At 72.8% G+C, this 15,431-nt stretch carries 12 protein-coding genes; 7 read left to right on the top strand and 5 right to left on the bottom strand.

Annotation, left to right across the window (positions count from 1 at the left end; all coding sequences use genetic code 11):
* Positions 1 to 374 precede the first annotated feature (374 nt).
* Together HZF07_RS05945 and HZF07_RS05940 are read right to left on the bottom strand one after the other, a co-directional pair.
* A complete protein-coding gene (locus tag HZF07_RS05945) occupies positions 375 to 1,019 on the bottom strand; it encodes a response regulator transcription factor (RefSeq protein WP_232523017.1) in 645 nt (214 codons plus the stop codon).
* A 6-nt stretch (positions 1,020 to 1,025) separates the two neighbouring features.
* The gene (locus tag HZF07_RS05940) at positions 1,026 to 2,339 is read right to left on the bottom strand and encodes an oxygenase MpaB family protein (protein ID WP_157340192.1); all 1,314 of its coding nucleotides are present in this window, start codon (positions 2,337 to 2,339) and stop codon (positions 1,026 to 1,028) included.
* A 101-nt stretch (positions 2,340 to 2,440) separates the two neighbouring features.
* On the opposite strand from HZF07_RS05940, the gene HZF07_RS05935 reads away from it, so the two are divergent.
* From HZF07_RS05935 to ctlX, 4 genes are read left to right on the top strand one after another with little or no spacing between them, the layout of a single operon-like run.
* Entirely contained in the window at positions 2,441 to 3,925 is a 1,485-nt protein-coding gene (locus HZF07_RS05935; RefSeq protein ID WP_181644853.1) for a DUF3375 domain-containing protein, read from the top strand.
* A complete protein-coding gene (locus HZF07_RS05930; protein ID WP_157340190.1) occupies positions 3,922 to 4,614 on the top strand; it encodes a DUF4194 domain-containing protein in 693 nt (230 codons plus the stop codon). The genes HZF07_RS05935 and HZF07_RS05930 overlap by 4 nt, the downstream gene beginning before the upstream one ends.
* Before the next feature lie 2 nt (positions 4,615 to 4,616).
* Positions 4,617 to 8,072 (top strand): ATP-binding protein, encoded by a 3,456-nt coding sequence (locus tag HZF07_RS05925; protein ID WP_157340189.1) that lies wholly within the window; start codon positions 4,617 to 4,619, stop codon positions 8,070 to 8,072.
* A gap of 58 nt (positions 8,073 to 8,130) precedes the next feature.
* Complete coding sequence (gene ctlX / locus HZF07_RS05920; RefSeq protein ID WP_181644852.1) at positions 8,131 to 9,156, top strand: citrulline utilization hydrolase CtlX; 1,026 nt, start codon at positions 8,131 to 8,133, stop codon at positions 9,154 to 9,156.
* A 16-nt stretch (positions 9,157 to 9,172) separates the two neighbouring features.
* Here the strand turns inward: ctlX and HZF07_RS05915 are convergent, their stop codons facing one another.
* On the bottom strand, positions 9,173 to 9,907 hold the full coding sequence (locus HZF07_RS05915; protein ID WP_157340188.1) for a hypothetical protein: 735 nt from the start codon (positions 9,905 to 9,907) through the stop codon (positions 9,173 to 9,175).
* Between the two features lie 177 nt (positions 9,908 to 10,084).
* On the opposite strand from HZF07_RS05915, the gene HZF07_RS05910 reads away from it, so the two are divergent.
* From HZF07_RS05910 to HZF07_RS05900, 3 genes are all read left to right on the top strand, one after another.
* Positions 10,085 to 10,771: a response regulator gene (locus tag HZF07_RS05910; RefSeq protein ID WP_157340187.1), complete on the top strand. Its 687-nt coding sequence runs from the start codon at positions 10,085 to 10,087 to the stop codon at positions 10,769 to 10,771.
* A 44-nt stretch (positions 10,772 to 10,815) separates the two neighbouring features.
* A complete protein-coding gene (locus HZF07_RS05905; RefSeq protein ID WP_157340186.1) occupies positions 10,816 to 12,237 on the top strand; it encodes an MBL fold metallo-hydrolase RNA specificity domain-containing protein in 1,422 nt (473 codons plus the stop codon).
* Positions 12,238 to 12,372: 135 nt separating this feature from the next.
* Entirely contained in the window at positions 12,373 to 13,296 is a 924-nt protein-coding gene (locus HZF07_RS05900) for a universal stress protein (protein WP_157340185.1), read from the top strand.
* A gap of 32 nt (positions 13,297 to 13,328) precedes the next feature.
* Here HZF07_RS05900 and HZF07_RS05895 read toward each other — a convergent pair whose 3' ends face one another.
* The gene (locus tag HZF07_RS05895; protein ID WP_157340184.1) at positions 13,329 to 14,213 is read right to left on the bottom strand and encodes an alpha/beta hydrolase; all 885 of its coding nucleotides are present in this window, start codon (positions 14,211 to 14,213) and stop codon (positions 13,329 to 13,331) included.
* Positions 14,214 to 14,225: 12 nt separating this feature from the next.
* Positions 14,226 to 15,323, bottom strand: coding sequence for an alcohol dehydrogenase catalytic domain-containing protein (locus HZF07_RS05890; RefSeq protein ID WP_220131830.1), 1,098 nt, complete (start codon positions 15,321 to 15,323; stop codon positions 14,226 to 14,228).
* Positions 15,324 to 15,431 lie beyond the last annotated feature (108 nt).

The raw sequence follows: 15,431 nt of genomic DNA, 5'->3' as shown, positions 1-15,431 counted from the left end.
GTGGCGATCGCTGTCATAGAGAAATCCAAGCACCGACCACCGACAATCAGCGCCCCAGAATCCAGTGTTTGCCCGGTATGTGGACAATCCAGACGAATATACTCTGCGCGAAACTGCGTCTCTGGAAAGCCGGGAAGCGAGCTCAACCCGACGCCCGCCGTCGCCGCTTTGCTGCCTGTCGGCGGCCAACCTCAAGCGACCCGCAAGCCACTGTCAGCGGTGATGGTTTCGAGACAGGCGCTAGCGCGCCTTCCTCAACCACCGACGCGGCCGGAGACCCGGGAAGCGGCGGCAACCCGCCGCCGACCTCACCCGCTTTGCTGCCTTGCGGCGGCCCACCCCAGCGGACCCGCAGGCCGCTGTGAGGGGACGGCTCAGACGCCGGTCTCGTCGGTCGAGCCGAAGCCGTTGCGGAAGCCCCACGCGACGGCCTGGGCGCGGTTGGTCACGCCGATCTTGCGATAGGCGGTGCGGATGTAGGTCTTGACGGTGTTGATGCTGAGGTAGGCGCGCCGGGCGATCTCCTCGTTGCGCAGCCCGCGGACGATGAAGGTCAGCATCTCGGCCTCCCGGGCGGACAGCCCGTGCACCTGGCCGGGCCAGGTGAGCTCCGCGTCGCCGTCGTCCGTGGGCGCGGTCGGCTGACGGCCCTCGTGGATCGCGACGATGCCGGCCACCAGGTCGGCGGAGCTCAGGCTCTTGCTCAGGTAGCCCGCCGCGCCCTGGCGGCGGGCCGCTTCCTCGGGGTAGTCGTCCCAGCTGTAGACGACGACCTTGGCGTCGTTGGACTCGATCACCTGCCGCAGCTTCGCGTCCTCCTCCGGCAACCGCCCGAAGGTGTCGAACAGGACCAGGTCCGGGTCGTGCGACATGTCGGTCTCGGTCGTCAGGTCGACGATCTGCACCCGGTCGGGGTGCTGGGCGAGCATCGCGGCGAGTCCGAGGAGCGCGATCTCGTAGTCGTTGGACAGGGCTACTCGGATCATCTGACGCAGGTGCCCCGAGCGGCGGTCCGGCATGCCCGATCAGTGCGCGATGTGACCGTGCGCCTCGGTCATGGCCTCATCGACGCCGTACGTCGCCAGGTACTTGCGCAGCACGCGGAGGGTCGTGGCGTCGGCCCACCCCTGCAGCGGCGCGATGTTGCTGGCCCGGACCATCAGCGCGAAGCGCCCGAGGACGTACGGCGTGGTGGCGAGCACGAGCGCCCGGTCGAGCCGGTCCAGCTCGACGCCCATGGCGGCGGAGGCGCCGTCGCCGCGCCCGAAGCTGCGCGTGAAGAACGTCTTGCTCCACGCCTTCTCGACGCGGTCGGCGACCCGGTCGTGCCAGGTGTGCCCGGGTCGCAGGTAGGCCGCGAGCGTCGAGCGCACGAGCTCGCCGCAGATGGCGTCGTCGAAGTCGTGGCGCAGGGTGGCCGCGCGGGCGTGGAAGACCCGCACGATGCCCGCCGGGTCGCTGGGCAGGAGGTCCTCGGGCAGCCCCATGAGGAAGCAGCGGTAGCGCACGAACTCGTGGATCGCGCGCTCGCGCGCCGTCCACTCCGTCCGGCCGGCCCGCACCGCGCCGGCGGCGAGGATGTAGATGTTGATCATCCCGGCCGGCATCTGGTCGACCTGCGGCACCGGCACGCCGTAGACGTCCTGGTCCCACTTCGCCGACCGCTTCAGCGCGTTGAAGCGCACCACGGAGTGCATCAGCCGCACGTGCGCGGTGGTCTCGAACCCGATGCCGTGCCGGTCGAGCGCGCCGGGCAGGGTCGTGACGGCGAAGAAGCTCGTCGTCTCCGTCACCCGGCGGGCCGCGCGCTTGTCGGAGAGCGCGCCGGTCAGCGCCATCGGCAGTGCGGCGTAGGTGTTGATGAACGTCGCGAGGAAGGCGCCCCGGGTGAGGTACGGCGCCAGGAAGGCCGCGCTGACCCGCGAGAGCCGGGCGCCCTCCTCGACGAGGTCCATGTCGAGCCAGTCGGGCCGGACCTCCATCGCCGCGATGAACGTGCGCAGCTCCTCGGGAGCGTCGGGCACGGCGTCGACGCCCTCGCGACAGGCCCGCGTCAGCATCTCGATCAGCCGCTTCGTGCCGTAGGTGTCGACCAGCGCGGCGTACGGGTCCGCGACGACGTCGCCGAGCATGGTGGCGGTGCGCATCAGCTCGACGGTCGCGTCGTCCTCGAGCAGCTCCTCCCGGCCGCCGACCCACCTCGGCAGCGACGAGCGCACCGCGGGGTCGACCGTGAAGCGGTACGGCGTGCGCGTCAGGTCGAGGTCGCCGTACATCGCGGGCTGGAGCTCGCGCTGGCTGCGGACCCGCTCGGCCAGCTCGGGGTAGTGGAGTGTCATCGACGCCAACGGTACGTCGCGGCCCGTGCCGGGGGCCCTGGCCGCGCCGCCGGTGCCCTTTGCGATGCTTGCCCACTGCAGCCGAGAGCGGGGAGGGTGGAGTGAGCGAGATCGCGGGCGAGCTGGCCCGGGTCAAGGGGGCGTTCGGGCAGCCGACGCTGACCCTGCTCCACCAGCGTCAGGCGCCGGTCGTCATCACGATCTTCCGCGCGGCGTTCGGTCGCAACAACCGGCCGATCCCGACCGCGCGGCTACACACGCAGGTCGAGGAGCACCTCGCCGCGATCAGGCGGGCGGGGGAGTCGGAGGTGCCGGTCGGCACCGGCCGCGAGATCTGCCAGCGCTGGATGCGCGGCCAGTGGCTGGTGCGCTCGCTCGACGAGGGCGGGCACGAGGTCTACGCCCTCACCTCCCACGCCCAGCAGGCGCTGGAGCTGGTCAAGAACCTCGCCCGCGACCGGGCCACGCTCAGCGAGCACCGGATCGCGACGATCCTGGGCACGGTGCGCCGGTTCAACTCCGAGGCCAACCCGGACCGGTCCGCCCGGGTCACGATCCTCAACGAGGAGATCGCCCGGCTTCAGGCCGAGCGCGACCGGCTGGTCGACGGCGCCGACCTGGTGAGCGCGACCGAGGACTACATGCTCGAGGGCTTCACCGAGCTGCTCTCGCTGATCTCGGCGCTGCCGAGCGACTTCGCCCGGGTCGAGGAGCGGTTCGCCACGATCCGCACCGAGATCCTCGCGGCGTTCCGCGCCGAGGACCGGCCGGCCGGCGAGGTGATCGACGACTACCTCGCCCGCGCCGACGCGCTGATGACCGCGACCCACGAGGGACGGGCGTTCGAGGGCGCGTTCACGCTGCTGCGAGACGACGCGCTGGTCACCCAGCTGCGCGAGGACCTCGCCGCGCTGCTCGAGCACCCGCTCTCCGACGGCATCCTCAGCGACGCCGAGCGCGCCGAGCTGCGCGGCACGGTGCGGCTGGTGCGCGACGGTCTCGACCGGGTGCTCGCCCAGCGCTCGCGCGTGACGGCCACGTTGAAGGAGTACATCGTCTCCCACGACGCCGCCCGCGACCGCGAGCTCGAGCAGACGCTGCGCCAGGTGGAGTCGGAGCTGATGACCTGGATGGCGACCACCGGCCCCCGCGCCACGCACGACGTACCCCTGCTGCCGGCGCGGGTCGGCGTCGACCACCTGCGCGAGCGCTTCTACGACCCCGCCGACGACGTGCTGCCCGAGCGGATCAGCACCCCCGACCCCGACGAGGCGCCGCCGGTCTCGCTCGCCGACCTGGTCGCCCAGGGCGGCCCCAAGCTGGCCACGCTGCGCGAGCGGCTCGACGCGGCGCTGGAGTCGCTGCTGCCGGCGAGCTCGCTCGGCACCCTCTTCGACGACTTCGAGCCGTCGCTGCGCCGCCCGGTGGAGATCTTCGGCCTGCTGCACCTCGCCGCCGACCGCGACTGGCGGGCCGAGGACGCGGTCGAGTCCTTCGCCGCCGTCCGGCCCGACGGCACCCGGCGCACGTTCGCCGTCCCCCGCACCCCGCTGCCCGACCCAGACCTGCCGGAGGAGATCGCATGAGCGTCGAGATCGAGGCCGAGGTCGAGTACGCCGACGAGCTCGAGAGCCAGGGCGTCTCGCTCTTCGAGGGCGACGAGGGCGGACTCGAGTACGCCCAGCGGCACGCGCTCGTCACCCTGCTCAAGCAGCGCTTCATCAGTGCGCGCACGCACCCTCGCGACTGGCGGGTGCTGGTGGAGCACGAGCGACTGCTGCGGTCGCGTCTCAACGAGCTCTTCCTCGACCTGCAGGTCGACCGGGTCCGGGAGGTCGCGTGGAAGCGCCAGGCCGTCGCGGAGGGCAGCGCGCGCTTCCCGACGATGCTCTACGACGCCGCGTGGTCGCGCGAGGAGACGCTCGTGCTCGTCCACCTGCGCGACCGGCTGCGGTCCGGCCTCGCCGGGGGTGACACCCGGGTCTTCATCGACCGCGAGGACCTCGTCGGCTACGTCGCGAGCTTCCGGCCGCGGCACGCGACCGACGTCGCGGGCGACGAGAAGCGTGCCCGCAACGCCGTCGCGAGCATCGCCAAGGCCGGGCTGCTCATCGCCACCAGCACCGAGGAGCGCTTCGAGGTCAGCGAGGCCGTGGAGTCGCTGATCCCGCTCGAGCTGCTCCAGGAGCTGCTCGAGGCGCTGCAGGCCGCCAACGCGACCGACGTACCGCCCGAGAGCGACGAGCCCGCCGACCTGTTCGACGAGGAGAGCTGACCATGTCCATCGACGAGATCGAGCAGGTCGCCTCCGACGGGCTCTTCGAGCAGCAGGTGGTGGACACGCCGGCCGACGACACCGTGCAGTGGCGCGCGGCGCTCCTGCAGCTGGTCAACTGGGGCGGCTTCGGCGGCCTGACGACCGTGCCGCTGCGGGGCGACGCGACGATGATCTCCGGGGCCTCCGGGGTCGGCAAGAGCACGATCCTCGACGCCTACACCGCGCTGATGATGCCGTCGGACACCAAGTTCAACGGCGCCTCCAACGACGCCGTCGCCGGCCGCGCCCGCGGCGTCGGGCAGCGCAACCTGCTGTCCTACCTGCGCGGCGCCGTCGACGTGGTCGACGACCCGCGCACCGGCCGGCCGGTCGAGAAGCTGCTGCGCGGCAAGGGCTCCGACACCTGGGGCGCGATCGCGATGACGTTCGTCAACGACCAGGGCGGCCGCTTCACCGCCCTGCGCACCTACTACGTCCCGCGGCGGGCGGCCCGCTCCAGCGAGGTGCAGATGCAGCTCGCGACGCACGAGGGCGCGCTGGCCCTCGACGCGCTCGAGGTCGCGGTGCCCGAGCGGTTCCACGCCAACACGCTCAAGAAGCTCTTCCCGGGCATCCGCGTGCACCGCACCTACGCCGAGTTCTCGGCGGTCCTGCATGCACGGCTCGGCATCGGCGCCAACGGCGACGGCGCGAAGGCGCTGCGGCTGCTCGCCCGGATCCAGGCCGGCAACCAGGTGCGCAGCGTCGACGAGCTCTACAAGGACATGGTGCTGGAGCGGCCGGCGACGTACGCCGCCGCCGACCGCGCCATCGAGCACTTCGACGACCTCGACACCGCGCACTCGGCGATGCGCACCGAGGAGCAGAAGCTCGAGCTCCTCGAGCCGATCGGCGAGCTCCACGAGCGCAAGACGGCGGCGACCCGCCGACTCGCCGAGCTCGACTCCTACGGCGTGACGCTGGCCGGTGACACCCCGCTGCGGCTGTGGCTGCTCCGGACCCACCTGCGGCTGATCGAGGCCGCGGTGACTGCCAACCGCAACGACCGCGCGGCGGCGGCCGACGAGCTCACCGCGGCGGCGTCGGCGGAACGGGCGCTGCAGACGGACCTCGAGGCGGCGAAGGAGGCGCACCGCGCGGCGGGTGGCTCGACGCTGCAGGCGCTTGCCCTGTCGCTCGAGCAGGAGCAGGTGGTGCGGGACGACCGCCTCGAGCGGCGCACCGTCCTGCAGGAGCGGATGCTCCCGCTGATCGACGCGACCGACGCCCAGGCGCCCGACGTCGACGCCGCGCTGATGTCTGCGGAGGCCTTCGCTGTGCTTCAGCTGCACGCCCGGCAGTGGCTGGCCGGCTGGCAGCGCGACCAGGAGCGGATCCGGCAGGAGCGCGACGCCGCCCTGCGCCGCCAGTTCCCGCTGAGCGAGCGGCGCGCCGAGCTGCGCCGCGAGCGGGCGTCGCTCGAGAGCCGCTCCGGCCGGGTGCCGGCCCGCATGCACGAGCTGCGCGCCGAGGTCGCCGCCGCCAGCGGGCTCGGCCTCGACGAGCTGCCGTTCGTGGCCGAACTGATCGACGTGGCACCGGAGGAGACCCGCTGGCGCACGGCGATCGAGACCGTGCTCGGGGCCACCGCCCGCACGCTGCTGGTGCCGCTCGACCGGCTGGACGAGTTCTCCCGCGCGATCGACGGCCTGCAGCTGCGGGGCCGGCTCACCTTCGAGGGCGCGGAGCTCGGTCTGCCCGACCTCGGCCCGGCCGACCCGGAGCGGGTCGCGGGCAAGCTGGTCTTCCAGGACTCGCCGTTCAGCGGCTGGGTGCAGGCGCACCTCGACGAGCCCGGCCGCAACGCGCTCTGCGTCGAGACCGCCGGCGGACTGGCCGGGCCGGGCTTCCGGGTCACGCTCGCGGGTCAGACCCGCAACGGCCGCCGCGGAGCGCACGGCCGCAACGACGCGCGGAGCATCATCGGCTTCTCCAACGCCGACGCGATCGCCGAGCTCGACGCCGAGGCAGACGGCCTGGAGCGGCAGCTCGAGGAGATCGCCGCCGACATCGCCGAGCTCGACCGGCGGTCGCGGGTGCTGGAGCAGCAGAAGGCGTCGTACGACGCGGTCGCCACCGCCCGCTTCGACGACCTCGACGTCGACGGCAGCGACCGCCGGCTCGCCGACCTCGAGCAGCGCCGCGCCGAGATCCTCGGCTCCGACGACCAGCTGCACGCGCTGGAGACCCAGATCGAGGACCTCGCGGCTCGGCTGGAGGAGACCCGCCGGGCCCGCTACGGCGTCGAGCAGCGGCAGCGCGACCTCAAGGCCGCGCACACCGAGCTCGTCGACTCCGAGGACCTGGTCAAGGACCGGCTGCAGGCGATGGAGGCCACCGGCAGGGTCGCCGTCACCGAGCAGCAGGAGGCCGCGCTGGCGGCCGACTTCGCGGCGGCCGCCGCCCCGGCGGACCCCGACGACCTCGACCGGTTCCCGGAGACCTCGCACCGGCTGGCCGAGCGTCTGCGCGACGCGGTCGCCGACGCCGACGCCGAGATCCGGCGGGTCGACGAGGACCTGACGCAGATCTTCCGGGTCTACAAGTTCCAGTGGGACTCGCCCAACCTCGGTGCCACCGTCGACTCCTACCCCGACTACGCCCGGATCCTCGACGAGATCCGCGGCAAGGGCCTCGCCGACCGGCGCGCCGAGTGGCGACGCCGGCTCACCGAGTGGAGCGGCCAGGACCTGGTTCCGCTCGTGGGGGCGATGGCCGCGTCGGTCGAGGAGATCGAGGACCGGCTCGAGCCGATCAACGCGATCCTGCGACGCCTGGAGTTCGGCGCCTCCGGCGACCGGCTGCGGATCCGGCTGCGGCGGCTGAGCCCGGCGCATGTCCAGGTGTTCATGAAGGACCTGCGGGCGCTCTCGTCCGGCTCGACGACCGACCTGGGGGAGGAGGCGCTGGAGAAGCGCTTCGCCGAGCTCAGCCGCTTCATGCAGCAGCTGCGCAGGCCCAGCCAGGTGGGCGACGCCGCGGCCGCGCTCACCGACCGCGACCGCCTGCTCGACGTGCGGCGCCACGTCGAGATCAGCGCCGAGCGCTACGACCACCTCACGGGTGAGCTGCGCGCGACGTACCGCACCCTCGGCGAGAAGAGCGGCGGCGAGAGCCAGGAGCTGGTGGCCTTCATCGTCGGGTCCGCGCTCCGCTTCCGGCTCGGGGACGAGATGCGGTCGCGGCCGCGCTTCGCGCCGGTCTTCCTCGACGAGGGCTTCGTCAAGGCGGACTCGGAGTTCGCCGGCCGCGCGGTGCAGGCGTGGCGGGGACTCGGGTTCCAGCTGATCGTCGGCGTCCCGCTCGACAAGGTGACCGGTCTCGAGCCGCACATGGACGAGCTGCTCGCGATCACCAAGAACGCCAGCACCCACCAGGCGTGGATCACGTCGATATCGGACGCCGCGGGGAGGTGACGGCCGGGGCCGGCGTCGATGCCGTCCGCGCGCCGATGAGGGCTTACATTCATCTGTTGTGAGTGCCCAGGCCCCTTCCGCGGTCATCCTGATCCGCGCCGAGCGATTCAAGCCCAACCCGGCGACCGCCGCCGACAACGCCTTCCAGGGCGACGTCCCGGCCGGTCAGTCCGACGACGCCACCGCTGTGAAGGCCCTGGCCGAGATGGACGCGGTCGCCGACGCCCTGCGCGCGGCCGGCGTCCGCGTGCACGTGTTCTCCGACGAGGACCACACCCGGCCCGACAGCGTCTTCCCGAACAACTGGCTCTCCACCCACGCCGGCGGCAACGTCGCGGTCTACCCGATGTACGCCTCCAACCGGCGCCACGAGCGCCGCGCCGACGTGCTCGAGATGCTCAAGTCGGAGTACCGCGTGCAGACGATCATCGACTACTCCGGCCTCGAGCCCGACGGCATCTTCCTCGAGGGCACCGGCGCGATGGTCCTCGACCACGTCTCCCGGGTCGCGTACGCCGCGCGCAGCCACCGCGCCGACACGCACGTGCTCGAGCGCTTCTGCACCGACTTCGGCTACGAGCCGATGGCGTTCGACGCCGTCGACCACGACGGCGTGCCGGTCTACCACACCAACGTCATGGGCTGCGTGGGCACCGACGTCGCCCTGTTCGCGCTCGACCTGATCCCCGACAAGCAGCGCCGCGAGCAGGTGCGCGAGCGGCTGACCGTCAACGGCCGCACGGTCGTCGAGCTCACCGAGGAGCAGGTCCGCCAGTTCGCCGGCAACGCCGTCGAGCTGTGCGGGCGCACCTCGGACGGCCGCCGCAACTACATCATGGCGATGTCCGCCAGCGCGCACCGCAGCCTGCGCCCCGACCAGGTCGCCGAGATCGAGAAGTCCTGCACGATCGTGGCGGTCGACATCCCGACGATCGAGCTGGCGGGCGGCTCCGTGCGCTGCATGATCGCCGGCATCCACCTCGACCGCCGTCCCGCCGCCGAGCCGGAGATCACCGAGGCCGTCGAGGCGATCGACGAGCACCCGCTGACCGCCGACGGTCGCGACGTCGTCGACGAGGGCTGAGGCGCAGCGCGGCTCGCTACTCCTGATCGCCGGGCGGTCGTCGCGTCGGCGGGATCGCGAGCAGCAGGCCGATCGCCGCCACGGCGACGAGGGCGACGCCCGACACGAGGAGCGTCGTCGCGGCTCCGTCCACGAACGGGAGCTCCGCCGCGACGGTGACGTCGGCCGAGACAGGTGCCGACCCATCGGCGTTCATCACGACGACGCACCAGCGTCCGGACCCGGGCGTCCAGGACAGGACCCGGGTGCCGGGACCGGAGGCGGACGTGACCCAGAACGACGCCTCGGTCGGTAGCAGGCCCGGTGGCCCGCCCACGGTGTCGCGGGTCGACGCGGAGGCGGCTCCCCACGGGTCCGCGACCGTCGACCCGGCGACCCCCTGGAGGTAGCGGTGCACGTCGGCCGCTCGCGCGACTCCGACGAAAACCGCCCTCCCGTCGGTGGAGACGGCGCTGACCTCGACCCTGCCCATCATCCGGCCGGGCGAGCCGGGCATCATCGGTGCGCGGTGGAGGTAGACGTCCTCGGAGCGGACGGCGTACCCGGGGCTGCGCCACGTCGTGGCACTGGTGCGGTAGAGCCCGTCGTCGTCTCGGAGCACGCCCGAGCCGACGCCGACCGCGACCCCGGCCACGACGAGCAGCGCCCCGATCAGCAGGAGGGCGGAGGCGGCGACGGTGCCGACCAGGCGACCGGGAGTCCAGGGTCCTCGCGCAGTCGGGGCGGCTGATCGGGCCGCGGTGGTGGTCATGGTGCTCGCGACCTCCTTGACGCAGCTCTGCTCGTCTGCCCTGCCATCGTCGGTCGGGCGAGCCGCGGCCGGCAGGGGCGAAGGTCACGATCGCTCCCCACGGACGGGACCAAGGTCCCGGGACGCGGAGGGCCATCGCCCGCGGCGCCGCGGGCCAGGAACGCCTACCGTCGATGTATGTGGGAGCGGTACGCCGAACCGGGTCGTCCTGACCCGCGACCGATCACGGTCTACCTGCTCGACGACCACGAGCTGGTCCGCCGGGGGATCCGCGACCTCCTCGAGGCCGAGGGCGACATCGAGGTTGCGGGCGAGTCCGGTCTCGCGCGGGAGGCGGCGCATCGCATCCCCGCGCTGCGTCCCGACGTCGCCGTCCTCGACTGTCGTCTCCCCGACGGCTCCGGGGTCGACGTCTGTCGCCAGGTCCGCTCCGTCGACCCCACCATCGCCGTCCTGATCCTGACGTCGTACGACGAGGACGAGGCGCTGTTCGCGGCGATCATGGCCGGGGCCGCCGGCTACGTGCTGAAGCAGATCAAGGGCGACGACCTCGTGACGACCGTGCGCCGCGTCGCCGCCGGGCAGTCGATGCTGGATCCCGCGGTCACCGCCCAGGTGCTGAGCCGACTGCGCAGCGGCCCGCCCGAGGACCCGGTGACCAGGCACCTGACACCCAAGGAGCACCAGATCCTCGACCTCGTCGGCGAGGGCATGACGAACCGTCAGATCGCCGAGCGGCTCTCGCTGGCGGAGAAGACCGTCAAGAACTACGTGTCCACGATGCTCAGCAAGCTCGGCGTCGAGAGCCGCACGCAGGCGGCCATCATCGCCGCCCGCCAGCACGCCCGGAGCGGGCACCACTAGAGCCACCACGCGCATCGGCGCCCGCTCCGCGAAGGGAGGCACGGATGGACGACACCAGGGCGGCGCGCCCTGTGCCACGGACGCACCGGAGGCCGGTGCTCACCTTCCTCGGCGCCGCCGGCACCGTCACCGGGAGCCGGTTCCTCGTCGAGTCCGACGCCTGCCGCCTGCTGGTGGACGCGGGGCTGTACCAAGGGCCCTCCGCGCTGCGGCGCCTGAACTGGGAGCCGTCCGAGGTGCCGGCGTCGGAGCTCGCTGCGGTCGTCGTCAGCCACGCGCACCTCGACCACTGCGGATACCTGCCGCGGCTGGTCAAGGAAGGGTTCAGCGGCCGGGTGCTGTGCACGCCCGAGACGGCCGAGCTCGTCGAGATCGTGCTCCGCGACAGCGCCCACCTGCAGGAGGAGGACGCCCGGTTCGCCAACGCCAGCGGGTTCTCCCGGCACCGGCCCGCGCTGCCGTTGTACGACGTCGACGACGTCGAGCGCACCCTCCGGCTCATCGCGCCGGTCGGGTTCGGCGAGGAGGTCGAGGCGGGGCCGGGCGCCCGGGTCGTCCTTCGTCCGGCGGGGCACATCCTGGGCTCCTCGACCGTGCACCTCGACGTCGACGGTGCGACGGTCGTGCTCAGCGGTGACCTCGGCCGCCCCACCCACCCGTTGCTCAACCCGCCGCCACCGCCGACCGCGGCGTCGACGGCGGTGATCGAGTCGACGTACGGCGACCGACTCCACCCCGCCCCGACGGCGGACGTTTTGGCGGCGGCCGTCCGGCGCACCGTCGGTCGCGGCGGATCGGTGCTGATCCCCGCGTTCGCCGTCGACCGCACCGAGCTGGTGCTGCTCCAGATCCACCAGCTGATGGAGTCCGGCGCGGTGCCGCGGGTGCCGGTCTTCGTCGACAGCCCGATGGCGCTCGCGACGCTCCGTGTCTACCGGGCCGCGATCCACGCCGGATCAGCCGAGCTGCGACCGGCCGCCGCGAAGCTCCTCACCGCGGTCGACTCCCTGCGGGTCCGCGAGGTGCGCGACGCCGAGGGCTCGATGCGCCTCAACCGGCCCGGGACCTCCTGCATCATCATCTCGGCCTCGGGGATGGCCACCGGGGGTCGGGTGATCCACCACCTGAAGCACCAGCTGCCGCAACGCCGCAACTGCGTCGTGCTGACCGGCTACCAGGCGGTCGGGACCCGTGGCCGCCAGCTGCTCGACGGCGCGCCGCAGGTCAAGATCCACGGCAGGTACGTCCCGGTGCGTGCGGAGATCGTGGATGACGCCACCTTCTCGGTGCACGCGGACGCCGACGAGCTCGTCGCCTGGCTCGGCTCCGCCTCGGAGCCGCCGCAGGTCGCGTACGTCGTCCACGGCGAGGCCGACGCGTCGCACGCGCTGGCCCAGCGGATCCACCGCGACCTCGGGATCACGGCCGTGGTGCCGCGGCGCGGGGAGCGGGTCCGTCTCGACTGAGCCCCGCGGGGTGCGTTCGTGGCGCGGATGACGAACGGCCTGCCCGCGACAGACGGCCGGCCCTGCCGCGCGGGACCCTCACGGCGGGACCGTTGAGGGACAGACAGCTCAGCGCGCCGTGCAGAGGAGGGCGTCATGACCACCCAGAAGCAGAACCCCCATGTCGTCGTCGGTGTCGACGGCTCGTCGGACAACCTCGGAGCCGTGCGCTACGCGGTTGCCGAGGCTGCCGCACGAGAAGCCGTGCTCAGGCTGGTGCACGTCGTGCCCGACTACCTGCCGGTCTCGCCGATGTTCCCCCTGACCCCGGACGAGCTGATGGAGACCGGGACGATCATCCTGCAGGAGTCGGCCACCCTGGCTCGGGCGTCGGACCCGACCGTGCGGGTCGAGGGCCGGCTGTGCTGCGGGACCCGCTCGGTGCGGCTCGCGGAAGCCGCAGAGCACGCAGCGCTGCTGGTGGTGGGCCGGGACGCACGTCCCCTGAGCCATCGGCTTCTGCGCGGTGACCTCGCGACCGGCGTAGCCGCGCGGGCGAAGGTGCCCGTCGTGGTGGTGCCGGCCACGTGGGAGCCCGAGCGGCGCGGCGTCGTGCTCGTCGGGGTCAAGGCACCGAAGCATGCCGCAGAGCTGCTCGCCGTCGCCTTCGCGACCGCGAGCCGCGCCGGCGCCAAGCTCGTGGTGGTCCACGCCTGGAAGCTCCCGAGCGCCTACGACGACATCATCGAGGCTCGGGTCGACACCGAGAGCTGGCGGCGCGAGGCGACGCTCGAGGTCGAGGCCCTGCTGCGCGACGGGCGCACGGCGTACCCCGACGTCGAGGTCGAGGTGCGCATCGTGCACGACCACGCGGGTCACGCGCTGGTGGAGGCATCCCGAGCCGCGGACCTCCTCGTGATCGTCCGCCGCGAGCACGGCGTGCCGGCGGCACTGCACCTGGGCAGCACGGCGCGGACGGTCCTGCACGCCGCGCACTGCCCGGTCGAGGTCGTGGTGCCGACACACGAACGGCCGACGCCCGCCCTCGTCACCGAGGAGCACGGCGAGCTGGTGAGGTGAGCGGCAGCGCCGCTGGGTCGACCGGCCCGGGGTCAGGGCGTCGCGCTGCGGGACGCCGATGTCCACGGGCCGCTCGACCGCAGCCACCTCGTGATCCGGTCGGCGGCCACCTCGGCCGAGTAGATCGTCTCGTGGTCAGCGCCCGGGACGACCTCCACGGTCGTGCGGTGCCCGGCGGCGTCCAGCGCCTCGGCGAACTGGGTGGTGAGGTCGACCGGGACCAGCTCGTCGGCGTCGCCGTGGAGCAGGAGGACCGGCACCTCGGGACGGAGACCGGCCCGCGCGACCGGGTTCGCGCTGGCCCAGGCTCCGGGATCCTCGTCCGGGCTGCTGCCCAGCAGGGCGGCAGCGACGTCGGGCACCTGGCTGATGTCGTAGGGCCCGCTCAGGCCGACCAACGCGTCCGGTCGCACCTCGGGTGAGTCGCACGTCGGCGCGTAGTCGTCGACCGCCAGCACGGCGAGGGCGGCGAGGTGTGCGCCCGAGGAGTGGCCCAGCACCACGACGGGCCTGGGCGCGTATCCAGCCGATCGGAGGTGCTCGGTCGCCGCGGCGACCGCACAGAGCACGTCCTCGACCGGTGCCGGGTAGGTGACGCCGTCGTCGGAGGCCCGGATGTGCGCGGGAGCCGCGGCCACGCCGGCTTCTGCGAGCCCTGCAGCCAGACTCGCGAGTCCCGCCGGGTCAGCCGTCATCCAGCCGCCGCCCGGGATCAGCACCACCAACGGCACCCGCTTCGAGTCTGCGGGCAGGTAGATGTCCTCGGTCAGCCCGGGCGAGTACTCGACGGTGACCGACGAGGAGGCGGCGGGTGAGCTCCCGGCGGATGTCGCTGGGTCCGAGCCGGAGCACGAGGTCAGCGTCGCGGTGAGCAGCACCGCGACTGCCAGGGCGCTCCACACCGAGGTCGGTGCCATGAACGCCTCCGCCTACTGGTTGAAGAGCGCGACCTTGAGGGCGCCGCTCTCCTGGGGCCGCCCGAACACGTCGTACGCGTCGTGGATCTCGTCCAGTCCGAACCGGTGCGTGACCAGGCCCGAGGTGTCGAGCCGGCCGTCGGCCAGGAGCCGGAGCAGGGTCGGTGTCGACGAGGTGTCGACCAGCCCGGTGGTGATGGTGACGTTGCTGATCCAGAGCCGCTCCAGGTGCAGCGTGGCCGGGGCACCGTGCACGCCGACGTTGGCCACCGTGCCGCCCGCGCGGACCAGGTCTGCGCAGAGCTCGAAGGTCTCCGGGATGCCGACGGCCTCGATGACGGTGTCGAAGCCCAGGCCGTCGGTGACTGTCTTCACGGCCTCGTGGGCGGCGTCGGCGTCAGCGACGGCGAGGTCGGCGCCGAGCCGCTCCGCCGCCTCACGTCGGCTGGCCGCCGGGTCCACCACGACGATGCGGGACGGGCTCAGCAGGCGGGCCGTCAGGATGGCCGCCAGGCCGATCGGGCCGGCTCCGACGATGGCGACGGTCGAGCCCGGGACCACCCGTCCGTTGCGGACGCCCACCTCGTAGGCGGTGGGGAGGATGTCGGCCAGGAGCAGCGCCTGCTCGTCGGGGACGGAGCTCGGCAGGCGGTGCAGGGCCCGGTCGGCGAACGGGACCCGGACCTGCTCGGCCTGGGTGCCGTCGATCAGGTGGCCGAGGGTCCAGCCGCCTCCGGAGAGGCACTGGCCGTCCTGGTTCTCGCGGCAGTAGCGGCAGCGGCCGCACCCGGCCACGCAGGAGATCAGGACCCGGTCCCCGGGGACGAATCCGGAGACCGCGGCGCCGACCTCGAGCACGGTGCCGACGGCCTCGTGACCGAGCACCCGACCGGGCGTCACCTCCGGGACGTCGCCCTTGAGGATGTGCAGATCGGTCCCGCAGATCGTCACGGCATCGACGCGGACGACCGCGTCCTCGGGTCCGCCGATGACGGGATCGGGGATCTCGTGCCAGACCCTTCGGCCTGGGCCTTCGAACGTCAGCGCCTTCATGATGACCTCCTGGCAGTTGGACCGGGCAGCGCCGAGCACGTCCCGGTGGTCCCACATCGATCATCGGGCGCCCGCGTCGCAGTGAGCACGGCCATGCGTCCCGCCATCTCCGGGACCTTGGCCCACCCGGCGCGTACGGGACCCGGGGTAGGCAGAGGCCGGGAC

The organism is Nocardioides agri (assembly GCF_013778305.1).
Taxonomy (GTDB): Bacteria; Actinomycetota; Actinomycetes; order Propionibacteriales; family Nocardioidaceae; genus Nocardioides; species Nocardioides agri.
The sequence above is the reverse complement of the archived record's forward strand: the minus strand, read 5'-3'. Positions and strand labels throughout refer to the sequence as shown.